At 61.5% G+C, this 13129-nt stretch carries 14 protein-coding genes and 3 pseudogenes; 7 read left to right on the top strand and 10 right to left on the bottom strand.

Annotation, left to right across the window (positions count from 1 at the left end; all coding sequences use genetic code 11):
* Positions 1-16 precede the first annotated feature (16 nt).
* The gene (locus BG90_RS37210) at positions 17-493 is read left to right on the top strand and encodes an ArsI/CadI family heavy metal resistance metalloenzyme (RefSeq protein ID WP_010121985.1); all 477 of its coding nucleotides are present in this window, start codon (positions 17-19) and stop codon (positions 491-493) included.
* A gap of 16 nt (positions 494-509) precedes the next feature.
* Here BG90_RS37210 and BG90_RS38150 read toward each other — a convergent pair.
* The 4 genes and pseudogenes from BG90_RS38150 to BG90_RS05045 all read right to left on the bottom strand — a co-directional run.
* Positions 510-917 (bottom strand): annotated as a pseudogene (locus tag BG90_RS38150) (transposase domain-containing protein); the annotation flags it as partial.
* Positions 918-1010: 93 nt separating this feature from the next.
* Complete coding sequence (tnpB, locus tag BG90_RS05055; protein WP_010112058.1) at positions 1011-1364, bottom strand: IS66 family insertion sequence element accessory protein TnpB; 354 nt, start codon at positions 1362-1364, stop codon at positions 1011-1013.
* Complete coding sequence (gene tnpA / locus BG90_RS05050; protein WP_010112057.1) at positions 1345-1830, bottom strand: IS66-like element accessory protein TnpA; 486 nt, start codon at positions 1828-1830, stop codon at positions 1345-1347. Before tnpA ends, tnpB begins: the two co-directional genes overlap by 20 nt.
* Before the next feature lie 42 nt (positions 1831-1872).
* On the bottom strand, positions 1873-2433 hold the full coding sequence (locus tag BG90_RS05045; protein WP_232355051.1) for a hypothetical protein: 561 nt from the start codon (positions 2431-2433) through the stop codon (positions 1873-1875).
* A gap of 119 nt (positions 2434-2552) precedes the next feature.
* Between BG90_RS05045 and BG90_RS05040 the strand changes: the two genes are divergently transcribed.
* From BG90_RS05040 to arsB, 3 genes are all read left to right on the top strand, one after another.
* On the top strand, positions 2553-2888 hold the full coding sequence (locus BG90_RS05040) for an ArsR/SmtB family transcription factor (protein ID WP_010113894.1): 336 nt from the start codon (positions 2553-2555) through the stop codon (positions 2886-2888).
* 22 nt (positions 2889-2910) lie between these two features.
* A complete protein-coding gene (locus BG90_RS05035; protein ID WP_010113896.1) occupies positions 2911-3405 on the top strand; it encodes an arsenate reductase ArsC in 495 nt (164 codons plus the stop codon).
* A 65-nt stretch (positions 3406-3470) separates the two neighbouring features.
* Positions 3471-4544, top strand: coding sequence for an ACR3 family arsenite efflux transporter (arsB, locus tag BG90_RS05030; RefSeq protein ID WP_010113899.1), 1074 nt, complete (start codon positions 3471-3473; stop codon positions 4542-4544).
* A gap of 577 nt (positions 4545-5121) precedes the next feature.
* On the opposite strand, the gene BG90_RS05025 is transcribed toward arsB, so the two are convergent.
* The gene (locus BG90_RS05025; protein WP_010113902.1) at positions 5122-5406 is read right to left on the bottom strand and encodes a hypothetical protein; all 285 of its coding nucleotides are present in this window, start codon (positions 5404-5406) and stop codon (positions 5122-5124) included.
* Positions 5407-5569: 163 nt separating this feature from the next.
* Positions 5570-5887: a hypothetical protein gene (locus BG90_RS05020; protein WP_010101630.1), complete on the bottom strand. Its 318-nt coding sequence runs from the start codon at positions 5885-5887 to the stop codon at positions 5570-5572.
* 531 nt (positions 5888-6418) lie between these two features.
* Between BG90_RS05020 and BG90_RS05015 the strand changes: the two genes are divergently transcribed.
* Entirely contained in the window at positions 6419-7111 is a 693-nt protein-coding gene (locus BG90_RS05015) for a hypothetical protein (protein ID WP_010113906.1), read from the top strand.
* Between the two features lie 145 nt (positions 7112-7256).
* Here BG90_RS05015 and BG90_RS38035 read toward each other — a convergent pair.
* The 3 genes and pseudogenes from BG90_RS38035 to BG90_RS05005 form a co-directional block, all read right to left on the bottom strand.
* Positions 7257-7515 (bottom strand): annotated as a pseudogene (locus BG90_RS38035) (hypothetical protein); the annotation flags it as partial.
* A 272-nt stretch (positions 7516-7787) separates the two neighbouring features.
* The gene (locus tag BG90_RS05010) at positions 7788-8597 is read right to left on the bottom strand and encodes an alpha/beta hydrolase (protein WP_010101633.1); all 810 of its coding nucleotides are present in this window, start codon (positions 8595-8597) and stop codon (positions 7788-7790) included.
* Between the two features lie 13 nt (positions 8598-8610).
* Positions 8611-9903, bottom strand: coding sequence for an MASE1 domain-containing protein (locus tag BG90_RS05005; RefSeq protein ID WP_010113910.1), 1293 nt, complete (start codon positions 9901-9903; stop codon positions 8611-8613).
* 877 nt (positions 9904-10780) lie between these two features.
* Here BG90_RS05005 and BG90_RS38030 point away from each other — a divergent pair.
* Positions 10781-10852, top strand: a pseudogene (locus BG90_RS38030) (SEC-C metal-binding domain-containing protein); the annotation flags it as partial.
* A gap of 69 nt (positions 10853-10921) precedes the next feature.
* A complete protein-coding gene (locus BG90_RS31915) occupies positions 10922-12406 on the top strand; it encodes a hypothetical protein (protein WP_232288859.1) in 1485 nt (494 codons plus the stop codon).
* Positions 12407-12707: 301 nt separating this feature from the next.
* On the opposite strand, the gene BG90_RS04990 is transcribed toward BG90_RS31915, so the two are convergent.
* The gene (locus BG90_RS04990) at positions 12708-13106 is read right to left on the bottom strand and encodes a hypothetical protein (RefSeq protein WP_010113916.1); all 399 of its coding nucleotides are present in this window, start codon (positions 13104-13106) and stop codon (positions 12708-12710) included.
* Positions 13107-13129: the final 23 nt, after the last annotated feature.

Here is a 13129-nt window from a genome sequence, read left to right as displayed (position 1 = left end):
TCTCGGGAGGTCATTTGTGAAACGCCTACACGTTCATGTTGCTGTTGAAGATCTGCGCGCTAGTATTGAGTTCTATTCCGCGTTGTTTGCCAGTCGCCCTACGGTGGAGAAGGGCGACTACGCCAAATGGATGCTGAACGATCCGCGAGTGAACTTCGCGATATCTGCGCGGGGCTTGGTGCCCGGGGTCGATCATCTGGGGATCCAGGTGGAAGACGAAGGCGAGTTGCTCGAGATGCAGAGCCGGCTGCGTGATGCCGAGTTACCGATTAGTACCCAGATGAACACACCCTGCTGCTATGTCCGTTCGGACAAGCATTGGGTCACTGATCCGCAGGGGATTGCATGGGAGACCTATCTCACGCTGAGCGCGATTCCGGTTTTCGGTGCAGGCGGTCAAAGCCCGAAGAGGGCGGCGGCAGCGAATCTTGCCTGTTGCGTACCGTCTGGGCACAACGTACCGACGGCGCCGAGGGAATCTGATTCTTCGTAAATCGAAAGCCGCCTACTCCTTGGCAGGCAGGCATCCGCGCTCGCTTGGGAGTGTCTGCGGCGGTGACTTCGCGCGGCAAAGCCGGATCGAGCGGTTTGCGCCCGGGCTTTTTACGCGCGTGGCCGGCTACCTGCGTTTGGGCTTCGTCTTCCTCTTGTGCCGGAAGCGTTGCCGCCGTCGGCGCCAGCGCTTCGGCCTCGTTCAAGAACAAGTCCCGTTGATCGGCACTGCGGGCTTCGCTCTTGGCGCCGAACAGCCGTCGCTCATAGGCCTTCAACTGCTCCTTGAGCAAGTCGCGTTCGACCTTCGTCACGCGCAGTTCGCCGCGCAGCGCATCGCGCTCAGCAAGCATCGCGTCGCGCTCGGCAATGAGCGCGGCGAGTTCTTCCGCGGTAATCGATGCGGGTTGTGGGGCGCGAGTCATCCCGTAACCATAGCGGGTTTCGACGGGCCATGGGTTTACGTCGCCGCGCCGATCCCGATCGGTATGTTGCTCTCGTGCAACCATGCGCCTGTCCTAGTTGACGCGCGCATAATGCCGCGCTGGATGCTTGCGCATGGCGGCCAGATCGATGCCGTCAAGTAGCCAGTGCAACTGCTCGACGCTCAGTTCGAGAACGTCCGCGGCCTCGCGTGGCCATACGAAACGATCGGCTTCCAGTCGCTTCATCAAGAGCCAGAACCCGTTGCGCTCCCATAGCAGCAGCTTGATGCGATCAGCGCGCTTGTTGCGGAACACGTACACTGCTCGGGCGAACGGGGCGAGCCCCAGCGCTTGCTCGACCAACGCCGCCAAGCCGGTGATGTTCTTGCGGAAGTCGACCGCGTCGCGATGCACGTAGACCTTCAGCTCACTGTCGAGCCGGAACATGGCAGCGCACCAGCGTCTCGATCATCGTCGACATCAGCGCGACATCATGCTCGTTGCAGCCGAGCTTGAGCGTCACACCGTTAGGTAGCTGCGCGACAAGCTGGGACGGCGGCGACATGGACTCTCGCGATTGCGCAATCCCCATGCGAGTCGGTCGCCCTCGAACGTCAGTGACTGATGCCTCGATCTCGCCGATCTGAACCACGGGCACGAATGCCGGAGCTTGGCTCTCGATCGCCTTGCTTGCTGCAGCTCCGTTGCGCTCGCGCTCGTAGTCTCTGATCCACTTGCGTAGCAGGTTCGCGTTCACTGCGTGGTCCAGCGCCATCCTCGCAACTGACACTCCAGGTTGCATGCATGCCTGAACCAATTCCCGCTTGGCCTGCGGATCAAAACGCCGGCGCCGCCCGTCGCGTTCGAAGCCTGTCACCAGGCGTGACTTCAGATCGTTGCCGTGCTCTGTCATTGCGTCCACTTCCTCGTTCAAGTGGACATAAGCGTCGCCGCTCTAGCTTCCCAGGAACAGGGCGTCGATCATTGATCGCTTACTCTCAATGCCACGGTGCTGGCAGTGAGTACGCAGAAACTTCATCGTAAAGACGTGCAGGCGATCGAGCGCTGTCGCGGGCTCGTTTTGCTCTATCGCAGTGCGAATGTGCTTCGCCGCAGCTTCAAAATCGAGGTCGTTAACGCTGGCCGTAAATGCGTCTACCTCCGGAACCTGACTCGACGGCTTCTGAGAGAGCCGACCGATTATCTGCTGCATGTCAGCGAGCAGCGCCGCGTCTACTTCCGGCGGGAAGCACCAGTACTCATTGGCGTACTCAATCATCGCGAGCAACACCTTGGCGACGACGTGGTCAGGTTCGAGGGTCCAGAAGCTCCGCATCCGATTTGCCTTCGACCCGGAGCTTAGGTTGGCCCGGTATTTGGCGTTGCCTATGTCCAGGCCCGTGTGCTCGTCAAAGAAGATCGAAAATGTACGATCGGAGAAGTTGAGCATGTAGCCGGTGCTCATGCCAAGCAGGCGTTCAAGTTTTCGTTTCTCGATCGAGGACAGGGTTGCCACGTTGCATCTCGCTGTCTTGGCTGGTCTGTTGACGATTGTACTGACGAACAGCGGCCTGGAAGGTCCGGCGAGAGATGATCCTCTTGTCAGTTATTCGATATTTCGACTATTATGGAAACATGGAAACGAATCGGACTATTATCGCCCTTGCGGCGCTCGCGCATGAGTCGCGGCTGGCCGTCTTCCGGACTTTGGTGCAAGCGGGGCCGCAAGGCTTGCCGGCCGGGCAGATTGCCACGCTGCTCGACGTGCCGCCGTCTTCGTTGTCGTTTCACCTGAAGGAATTGGCGCACGCTCAGCTGGTCACAAGCCGCCAGGAAGGCCGTTTCGTCTTCTACTGCGCAAACTTCGCGACGATGAACGGTCTGCTTGCCTACCTCACGGAGAACTGCTGCGGCGGTAATCCGTGCTCGCCGGCGTCAGCTTGCTCGACGTCCAATACACATCAATCGTGAAGCGCATTCGCGCGCTCCGCCCATGACTACCAACGTACTGATTCTCTGCACGCACAATTCGGCGAGAAGCGTGCTGTCGGAAGGGATGCTCAACCACTGGGCCGCGAAGCTCGGCAAGGATGTCCGCGCATACAGCGCGGGAAGTGCGCCGAGCGGGCGACTCAATCCGTTCGCGCTGGAAGCGCTGACGAACGCGGGCGTCGACGTCGACGGCTACCGCAGCAAGAGCTGGGACGAATTCGTCGGCGACGGCGTGCCTGAAATGCGCATCGTGATCACCGTGTGCGACAGCGCGGCGGCAGAGACCTGCCCGTACTGGCCCGGCAGCCCCGTCAAAGTGCATTGGGGCTATGCCGATCCGTCGAATGCGACAGGCGGGGACGAAGGCAAGCGTCTCGCCTTCGAGCTCACGCGGCAAGCGCTCGGTTATCGGATGCTGCAGTTGCTGGCGCTGCCCGTCGATGGTATGAGCAACGCCGAACTCCAGACGGCGCTGATCGAGATCTCGCAAAGCTGATCATGCGCATGGGCGGTCTGCTGAAACGAGCGGCTGCCTACGACTTCAAGACTGAACCCTCTCCAATGAACACGTCCAACGTCGCCCCGACGAGCAACGCCGTCGCAAAGCCTTCCATCAATTTCTTCGAACGCTATCTGACGGTCTGGGTCGCGCTGTGCATCGTCGCCGGCATCGCGCTCGGCCAGGTGCTGCCTGGTCTGTTTCAGCAGATCGGCCGGATGGAGTACGCACAGGTCAACCTCCCGGTCGGGCTGCTGATCTGGGTGATGATCATTCCGATGCTGGTCAAGGTCGACTTCGGCGCGTTGCATGAAGTGCGTCAGCACGTCAAAGGCATCGGCGTCACGCTCATCGTGAACTGGCTCGTCAAGCCGTTTTCGATGGCATTCCTCGGCTGGCTGTTTATCCGCCATCTGTTTGCAACGATGCTGCCGGCGGACCAGCTCGACAGTTATATCGCCGGCCTGATCCTGCTGGCTGCTGCGCCGTGCACGGCGATGGTGTTCGTGTGGAGCCGGCTGACGGGGGGCGATCCGCTGTTCACACTGTCGCAGGTCGCGCTGAACGACAGCATCATGGTGATCGCGTTTGCGCCGCTGGTCGGGCTGCTGCTCGGCATGTCCGCGATCACGGTGCCGTGGGCGACGCTGCTTACGTCGGTCGTGCTCTATATCGTGATCCCGGTAATCCTCGCGCAGATCTGGCGTAAGGTGTTGCTGGCGAAGGGGCAGGCGGCGTTCGATGCGGCAATGGCGAAGATCGGCCCATGGTCGATCGCTTCGCTTCTGGCGACGCTGGTGCTGCTGTTCGCGTTCCAGGGGGCAGCGATCCTGAAGCAACCGCTGGTGATCGCGCTGCTTGCGGTACCAATCCTGATCCAGGTGTTCTTCAATTCGGCACTCGCCTACTGGCTCAATCGGGCAGTCGGTGAGAAGCACAACATCGCATGTCCGTCGGCGTTGATCGGCGCGTCCAACTTCTTCGAGTTGGCCGTCGCGGCCGCGATCAGCCTGTTCGGTTTCCATTCTGGCGCGGCGTTGGCCACCGTCGTCGGCGTGCTGATCGAAGTGCCGGTCATGCTGCTTGTGGTGCGCATCGTCAACCGGTCAAAGGGCTGGTACGAGCGCCGGACCTGACATGTCAAACAGCACGTCCCGCCCGCGCGCTTGGCTGGTAGGCGAGAGAAGGAAACCGGTTGGGAGCGACGCGGGTTCGTTGGTCATCCGGTAAGGTCGGCGGCGGAAGTCGCCCGCCGCTTTTCGATCGTGCAGACGCTTCAGGTGCCGCCGCCCGAGCGTCATCAGGCCATCCTCGGCATCAGGTAGAGGTTGAACGGTACGGAGATGCGCTCGCCGGCCTCGTGGTGAGGATGCCCCAGCGCTCTCAGCCCAACTCGGGAACAGCCGCAGCGATCCGCTGGCCGGACGGATCGTCAAGGTGCTGCGCGCGGCCAACGAGGCTCCGGACAAAGAGGCCGCGGACGCATTTCGAGGCAAGTCTTCGCGATATCCAGTGTATCCAGTGCTGCTCGTCTGCATTGACCTCCCGCGAACGATGCAGCTTCGATCATGGCGCGATCGACAACGGCGTGCCTATGGCGCGCGCGATGTCTCCGGCGCGGACGACATCGGAACCGTCGAGGCCGCGGTCCCGTGCATGTATCGGTGGGAATTGCGCCGTACGTGAGCAGGGCAGCCGCGCGTCGCTTGATCGTCACACCCCGGCGGCGTGCGAGCTGTCGTTCGCCTGATCGAACGCGCCCGCTTCGAGATCGTTCTTGAAGTGCTGGAGCCAATCGCTCGCGTCGCCGAGCGGGTATTCCTTCGTCACGCGCGTCGACCGCCGGGTGATCGTGACGAAGCCCTGTTGACCGATGTTCTCGTCGCTTTTCGGGTCGGTCGTATCGGTTTCGTGAAGCGTGAAATCGCGTCCCGACAGGCCGCGACCATGCAGGGCTTCGAGATAGTCCGCGTGTTCGCTCGGGTCGATCAGTCGCATGGTCGTCCTCTCGTGCGTTCGACGTTCAATGGACGGCGCGTGAATCGAGTCGCACCGATGCGATCGGCGGCTCGCGCTTGCGCGGGAAGCCGTCGATGACGGACGTTCGCTGTCGTGCGGGGCGGCGCATCATGCGCGACGGTCTTGGACGCGGGGAGGGCGGCTATCGGCGCAGGCCCTTCATGTTTTCCGCTTCCATCGCCGCTCGCCATTCCTCGCGCGCCTCGGTGGGGTCCATCTCGTCTTCCACCGACGACATCGCGCGCTCGGCGACCGCTTTCGCCTCGTCAGACAGGAAATCAGCTTCGTTGGCGTCTTCTTCCGGGGGCTGCATCATGTCGCGAATCATCGCCTGCAACTCGGGTGTGTCCCACGGCAGACCACGCTGCGTTCGAACCTTGATGTAATGCCTTACTTCAGCGTCCTGCTCGGGCGTCAACGGCAAGCCGCGGAAGGTGCTTTCAGGGTCGGGAGGAATCATGGTTTTGTCTCCGCTTTCGGCGCCTTTAGTGTAGTCCTGTTGAGGGGCGGGAGGGGATAGGGGAGGTTGATGTTTGTGGGGGTTTTGTATGGTTTTCGGTTTTTGCAGACATGTGAAGCGTATCAGGAATCCCTCGCTTCGCATGTCCGCTTGCGGCTGAAGGCCGTGTCGGTAGCCGATCCGCTGCGGCCTTTCGGCGAATCATCAAGGGAGCGACGGATGCCAAGATCAAGCGGCCATCGGATGGTGCGGCAATCGTCGATACGGCGGTTAGCCTTCTCCACACGATGACGATCGCGGAATGCGAATTCAGTGCCGTGAAGCGTCAGCACGGCTCGCTGCGGACCTTGCGTGACCACTGCGATTCGATTGCCCGCAATGCTGGCGTTTCATGGCGCGAGAACAAATACGGTTGCGAATCGGATCGACTCGATGCGCGGTTTCGGAATCCAGCACCTAGAATTGGACGTAGCGCCTGTCCCCTGGCGCGGAACCAGTCGTCTTTTCCTCCTTCCATCGACTGCAGCGGCCATGAACACTCACAACGCGCGCTTCGTTCGCCCGGCACTGGGCGCATTTTGCGTTGCTTCGCTCGCGACGCTTTACGCGTGCGGCGGCGACGCCTGCTTCGGTTTCGACGCGTGTTTCAACGAAAACGGCATGCAGACCATCGCGCTATCCGGCACTGCCGCCACCGGCCGGGCGCTGGCCAGCGCGACGGTCAACGTCGGTTGTGCGCAGGGTTCGGGCGCTACCCTGTCTGACGGCGGTGGGCACTACAGCATCACGTTCGACGCCACGCTTCCCTGTGTCATCACCGTGAGCTCCGGCGGCACGACGCTGCATTCGCTCGCGTTTTCCGGCGGCACGTTCAATACGACGCCCGAGACCGAGCTGATGCTGGTCTACCTCGCGTCGCAGCTCGGCACGGACACGGCCCATCTGATCGGGGATTTTCCGGGCAATTCGCGCTTCCAGCAGGTGTTGGAAAACCAGACCGACGTGCTGGCCGCGCAAGCGGCTGTCGTCGCGAATCTTCAGCAGCGCTATGCGGTCACGCTGACGGCACAGGCGTTTCTGACGACGCCGTTCGTGGTCGGGCAAGCGGGCGTCGATAGCGATCTCGGCGCGCTCGCGGAAGCAGGCGCGATCGATGCCGATGGGATGCCCGATCCGGTCGCCGTGTCGCTGTTGTTGCAGGCAGGCGCTGCTCATCCGCTGTAAGCGAGCGATAAGCGAGCGATGTTCGCGCCGGAGATGTGTTTGAACACGGACGGTTTCGCTCGTTCAGGAAGCCGGTTGCGGAAGCGCATCGAAGGAGCGGACCATTCCCGCCGGGTACTCCGCAAAACTCACCCACGAGGCCGGGTCACTGGCCTGTGAGCATTTGCAATCGGGTCTGGCGGGAATCTACCGGTTGAGTCTGCAAAGCGGAGCCGCCGCCTGAATGTGCGGCCGACGCCCCAACGAGGGTCCGCGGATGACCGACAAGCGCCCGCTCGCCGAGCAGCAACCGCACCGCCCGAAGATTCTTCTTCGGCGATAGATCAATGTTTTGTGCGATGCATGGTGTGCGTGCCGTACGCCGTATCGTCGAGTCCGATGGAGGCGATCCATCTCCGCATCATTGCGAGGCGAGGCGCACAGAGGTTCAGCATCTAGCAGTGTCTGAAGAAGTGCGCGGACGGCCGCTCGCGAGCGTCAGCTTCATATCGATGTGCTGTTCCGCTCGATCACGTCCTGTTCGCTGCTGCGTTGCCCCATGACGAACTTGCCGCCCATGCGCGACGAGCCGAGGCCGCCGTTCATTTTATGGCGGCAATTTCGAGAGACGTGCAAGCGGGAAACCGGACGGGGAAACAGGCTTTCGGTGGTCTTCCTCGGCCTTCTCCCGGGCCGTTCACACCCGCCCCATCCTGCGCGCCATCGCCGGACTCACCGCATGCGACGGATCGAAGCCGAAAAACGTCAGAACCTGCCGGGCGACTTCATCGCGATCGTTGTCCGCGCAGATCATGTGGTAGCTGTTCTCCAGCACGATTCCGCGCGCGTCGGGCAAGTTCTTCAACAGGAAGTCGGCCGAGCGCAAGCTCGTCAGCTCGTCCTCGCGCGCGTGCAGCACGAGCGTCGGACAGTGCGTGTCGGCTGCGGCCGCGCGCGCCCAGTTCCGCATCCGGTCGATCTGGCGAATGCACGCAAGCGGCACCCACGGGTAGTGGAAATTGTCCTGACGCTCGAATTTCTTCTTCACGATCGCGCGAATCGTCGGATTCTTGATGCCGAACGGCTCGTCCTCATCGACGCGTAACCGTGCCGACACGCCCGGCACGCGATACAGCAGATGTCTCAGCGGCCGGTACCAGGGCGTCGACCAGCCGTCGATGAACATCGGCGTAGCGAGCAACGCGAGCCGCCCGCGCGCATGCCGGACGCGATGACACAGCAGCAACGCGACGAGCGCGCCCATGCACATGCCCGCGACATGCAGGGTCTCGTACTCGCCCTCGAGCGCGCGATACTGCTCGGTGACGGCGTCGAGCCACGCTTCCGCGTGCACGCCGACGAGATCCTCGGGGCGCGTGCCGTGCCCCGGCAGCGTGATCATGTGCGTATTGCCGCCTGCTCGACGCATCGCCTTGTGCAGCGAACCGAGATCGTATTGCGTCCCGCCGAGTCCGTGGATCAGCAGAATGCCTGTCTGGCCGGTCATGGCGTCCGCTCGCTCATTCGTCCGCCGGCCACACGCGCTCGATCTGCCAGACGCCGGCGACGACCGTCACGTCGACGTTCGAGTCGAGCAGCGGCGCGCCGTGATCGGTGATGGTCTGCGTACCGCCGTCGCGCTGCACGACGCGCAGCGACAGCGACGCGCGATCCTCGCCTGCGATCTCGGCGCGCCAGTAGTCGCGCAGCGCGTCGCGGTCGCCGGGGTGCACGCGTTCGAGCACGAGCGGCACGCTCGCGATCTGCGCGGCGTCGACGCCGACGCCGAATATGCGCTCGACGTCGCCGCTCCATTCGATCCGGCCGGATTGCGGATCGAGCACGTACGCGATCTGGCCGGCGCTCGCGAGCGCGAGCTCCATGTTGTTCTGCAGCACCGCCGCGTGTTCGTGCACGCGTTCGCGCGTCGTCTTCAGCGTACTCACCGTGAGCACCAGCAGCGACGCAATCGCGAGATAGAGCTGCGCCTCGAGCAGCGAACGGCCGTGATGCGCGTCGAGCGACGCGAACGGGCCGTCGCCCTGCGCGGTCTGCATGATCACGATCAGCGCGAGCACGAGCACCGACGACGAACCCGCGCGGCCGCCCAGCAGCAGCGTCACCGCGACGGTCAGGAACAGCGGGATGTAGGTCATCGCGAAGCCGGCGCCGACACCGAATTTCGACGCGCTGTCGCCATCGAAGATCGCGAAGGCGACGATCACGACCAGCACGAACGCGACGATACCGAGCATCAGATCGAAGCGCTCATGATCGCCCGAGCGGTGCGCGCGGAAGCGCGACCACGACGCGAGCACCGGCGTGACCAGCAGCACCCCGACGAAATCGGATGCGGCCCACACGAGGCTGACGTCGATGAACGACGCGCCCTTGACGACCGTGTACCAGGCTGCTCCGCCGATCGCGCCGAGTACGCCTGCGATCACGCCGGCCAGGATGACCGAGCGCAGGAAATACAGGCCTTCGAGCGAGAAACGGATGCGCCGCACGAACCATACCGCGAGCGCGGCCGCGCCGACCTCGTCGATCGTGAACAGCGCCGCGTTGAACAGGTTGCCGTGCTCGATACTCGTCAGCGCGAACTGCGCGGCCAGGAACGCGACGGCGAGCATCAGCCATTCGCGCACGGGCCGCAGCATGAACGCGCCGATCGTCACGCCGGCCGGCAGCCAGATGTAGCCTGTCAGCCGGACGGGACCGTTGAACGCGTGCGAGATATAGCCGGTCGCGAGATACAGCGCCGCCCAGAGCAGCGCGGCGACGAGTTCCGTCCGGGAACGCTTGGTGTTCATCGAGGATTCCTGTGTGCTGCGCCGCGCAGGCGAATGCGCCGCCCCTTCCGTTGGAGGCGACGCGCCGGGTGGCCTGCAGATGCGCGATGCGCGAATGATATGCGTCTAGCGCGCGCGTTGGAATACTGAGGGGGATGTGAGACGTTGCGGCATCGGAGCTTCAACGCGTCGGTCTCGAGGTGGCCTGGCGAAAGATCGTGGGTGGCCATCGTGGTGATCGGGTCGCGCGACTGGCTGGCCACGGCGTTGCGCGTCTCGTAGCCAGCGGGTTAATTTGATAAATTCGAGGGCTATAAGAACGTCGTTTCGATTGCGGTGCGCGGCCTCTATTGATTTAAATGTGAAAATTAACAAATGATGTAGATCATCCTCGCCTCGCCTCGCGTGCGTGCGAGATTGCACACCATGCTAATTGTCAGACGAAAATGGACCATGGCAAGGAGGCAACGCTGCTGAAACAAGCGAAGGTGCGTGCGCTCCATGGATGACTGTTTTCGGGCGGCGCGACCGGCGCTTGCCGGCCCGATTCGGCCGGCCGAACGCTTGTAGTGAGTGGTCGCTCCTGGAAATTCGTCGTCGGCCAGTGCTCGATCGCCCCGACCCAGCCCGGAATTTCCGGAGTCGACCCGTTCGAGTCACTGAGTCACCACGGGCGTCGGTCCGCTGACCCGCCGATATGAGACATTCGCACGCTGCGCTGCAGGCACTCACTACGTTGCCTGCCAATGGGATCGCGCGGTAGGACAGTCTCGTTGACTGTTCAACTTGCTCGTCGCCGGCGCTCAGTGCGTCCGCGAAGACCTACTTGCTCGAATGAGTAGGAAGATGTGCGAACATATTTGGAGCGAGTCGGCTTGGGGGCATGCTTATGGCTGCGAAAATCGGACGCAATGAACGTTGTCCATGCGGGAGCGGGAAGAAATATAAGCACTGCCACGGATGGATTGCGCCCGAGCCAGCGCGCCAGACTTTGCCACCAGGTCTAGCAAAGGCCGTTGCCGAGGCAAGCGCAAAAGCTATGGCCAAGGAGGCCCAACGCGTCGCTCAACAGGGGCTAGGCCGACCGATCATCAGTGCGGAGATTGGCGGACGCAGAGTCGTCGCCGTACGAAACAAGCTCTATTACATTAAAGGCAAGACGTTCCACGACTTCCTGGGAGACTATCTCAGGGACGTCTTGGATCCCGCGTGGGGAAACGCCGAACTCAAGAAGCCATTGAGTGATCGACATCCGATTCTCCAGTGGTATGACAGTATCTGCAATTTGCAGCGGCGTTCCGGTTTAACGGGTGACTTCGTTGTGCAGGTCGAAGGGAACGGCGCATCATCCGCATGGCTTCGCCTAGCATACGACCTGTACGCACTGGACCACAATGCCGAGTTGCAGAAGAAGCTAGTCGGCCGACTCAAGAACCCGGACATGTTCCCCGGTGCTCGATATGAAACGTACGTTGCTGCCGCAATGATTCGGGCGGGATTCGACATTGTGTTTGAAGATGAAGATGACCGCTCCGCAACTCACTGCGAATTTGTCGCCACCTGCAAAACAAGCGGCAATATGTATTCAGTAGAAGCGAAGCATCGTAACCGGAGCGATGCAACAGGCACACTCAGGTTTCGGCTCGGAAGACGTCTCCAAGGTGCCCTGAGGAAACAGGCCGCTCATCCACGAATCGTGTTTCTTGACGTTGGAGCTCCAGATGATCAAATGGACGACACGCTGCCGGGCTTCATGCGGCAAGCACTCAACGATTTGCGCCAGTTTGAAGGGCGTGACCTCAACGGCCATCCGCTTCCCGCGGCGTATGTCTTCCTCACGAACATGCCTTCAGACCGAGACCTCGAAGGTGCAGTGAGACGCACTGTCATACTCGCCGAAGGATTCCAGATCCCAGATTTCAAGCTTGACGCGGGGTTCCCCTCCCTGAGAGAAGCATACGCCGCTATGCGAGCGCATCAGGATATCCATGACCTCGCCAGATCACTGCGCGATCACAGCGAAGTGCCATCAACGTTCGACGGAGAAGCCCCTGAGTTGGCGTTTTCGACAAACGAAGCGCGGCTAACTATTGGCTCGTGGTACGAGGTCCAAGTAGGGCCAGAAGGCGAGACGGCACCGGCCAAGCTGCTTCAAGGAATTGTCTCCGAACCTGAACGATCAGCAACGTGCATTTTTCAGTTGCAGGACGGGCGGCAAGTCGTTGTTGGCGTCCCCCTTTCAGCAGCAGAGTTGCAGGCCTATAGACGGCATCCAACAACGTTCTTTGAACGTATTGATCCCTCCGCGAAGCAAACGATCGAGACGCCGTTCAAGACGTTTATGTGGTTGCTTGATGCGCGTAAAAATACAACGCGCGCGCAGTTGCTCGCGAATATGGCCGGGTCGCCCGACTTCGACCGCCTTGAGCGCCTTACTGACCGCGATCTTCTAGAGGAATATGCCGAACGGATGACATGGACTATTTGCGCACAGACTTCGAAGAGTAAACCGGAGACGCCATAGCGATCAAAAAGCGCCAGCGCCCGAAGATTGAAATCTCTCCGTAGATGCAGGGGTACGAACGCAAGCAGACAAGACTCCGGCCGCTTAACCGACATCAAATGGCTCGAATGACCGAACCGCATCGAGGTTCCGCCATACGTCACCATCCGGCGAACGTCGCCTCCTGGCCGCACACCGCCCGACGACGCCATTTCGGTGCTCGACGTTGCGTCAGACGGCGCGCATCGACTCGAAACGGGCCGTGAAAACGGCCGTTCGCGGATCGGCTGTCACACTCAGCCAGCACGACTACATTTGCGACCTATTTGATGTAGCCCCGGTACTGAGACACACTGACCGACTTGTTATTTAGGTAGGCGGCAAGCAAGGTTCCAACCGATACAACGAGGAAACGCTTACTTTTCCTTTCGATGTAGAAGGTATCGGTGCCTCCGGCCGTGCTAACGAATTGGAGAACGATTAAGTTTTCGTTCTCAAAGAGCTTGGATAGCTTTTCGTCGAACCCATCAGGCCAAACAACCGTGGGCTCTGCAGTCGTTATCCCGGTGAAGATGACTCGACTACCCACCCACTTGGAAGAGCTTGGTGCGTCGGTGACCACACCGATCAAGCTGTTCTGACCTTGCTGGGCAAGTGAACGCTGTGGCGACGCTGCTGCGATTATTGCGAGAAGCAGCGCAATTGCGATATGTGCGACCAACGCGCACCCCCTCGTTCGTTGCC

Source organism: Burkholderia oklahomensis C6786 (assembly GCF_000959365.1).
GTDB classification, from domain to species: Bacteria; Pseudomonadota; Gammaproteobacteria; order Burkholderiales; family Burkholderiaceae; genus Burkholderia; species Burkholderia oklahomensis.
The sequence above is the reverse complement of the archived record's forward strand: the minus strand, read 5'-3'. Positions and strand labels throughout refer to the sequence as shown.

Bases quoted from the DNA above. Each gene is read 5' to 3' on its own strand.
- tnpB (WP_010112058.1), bottom strand. From the start codon at position 1,364: ATGTTCCGGCTCGACAGTGAGCTGAAGGTCTACGTGCATCGCGACGCG.
- tnpA (WP_010112057.1), bottom strand. From the start codon at position 1,830: ATGACAGAGCACGGCAACGATCTGAAGTCACGCCTGGTGACAGGCTTC.
- BG90_RS05040 (WP_010113894.1), top strand. From the start codon at position 2,553: ATGGAAACGAATCGGACTATTATCGCCCTTGCGGCGCTCGCGCATGAG.
- BG90_RS05035 (WP_010113896.1), top strand. From the start codon at position 2,911: ATGACTACCAACGTACTGATTCTCTGCACGCACAATTCGGCGAGAAGC.
- arsB (WP_010113899.1), top strand. From the start codon at position 3,471: ATGAACACGTCCAACGTCGCCCCGACGAGCAACGCCGTCGCAAAGCCT.
- BG90_RS05025 (WP_010113902.1), bottom strand. From the start codon at position 5,406: ATGCGACTGATCGACCCGAGCGAACACGCGGACTATCTCGAAGCCCTG.
- BG90_RS05020 (WP_010101630.1), bottom strand. From the start codon at position 5,887: ATGATTCCTCCCGACCCTGAAAGCACCTTCCGCGGCTTGCCGTTGACG.
- BG90_RS05015 (WP_010113906.1), top strand. From the start codon at position 6,419: ATGAACACTCACAACGCGCGCTTCGTTCGCCCGGCACTGGGCGCATTT.
- BG90_RS05010 (WP_010101633.1), bottom strand. From the start codon at position 8,597: ATGACCGGCCAGACAGGCATTCTGCTGATCCACGGACTCGGCGGGACG.
- BG90_RS05005 (WP_010113910.1), bottom strand. From the start codon at position 9,903: ATGAACACCAAGCGTTCCCGGACGGAACTCGTCGCCGCGCTGCTCTGG.
- BG90_RS31915 (WP_232288859.1), top strand. From the start codon at position 10,922: ATGGCCAAGGAGGCCCAACGCGTCGCTCAACAGGGGCTAGGCCGACCG.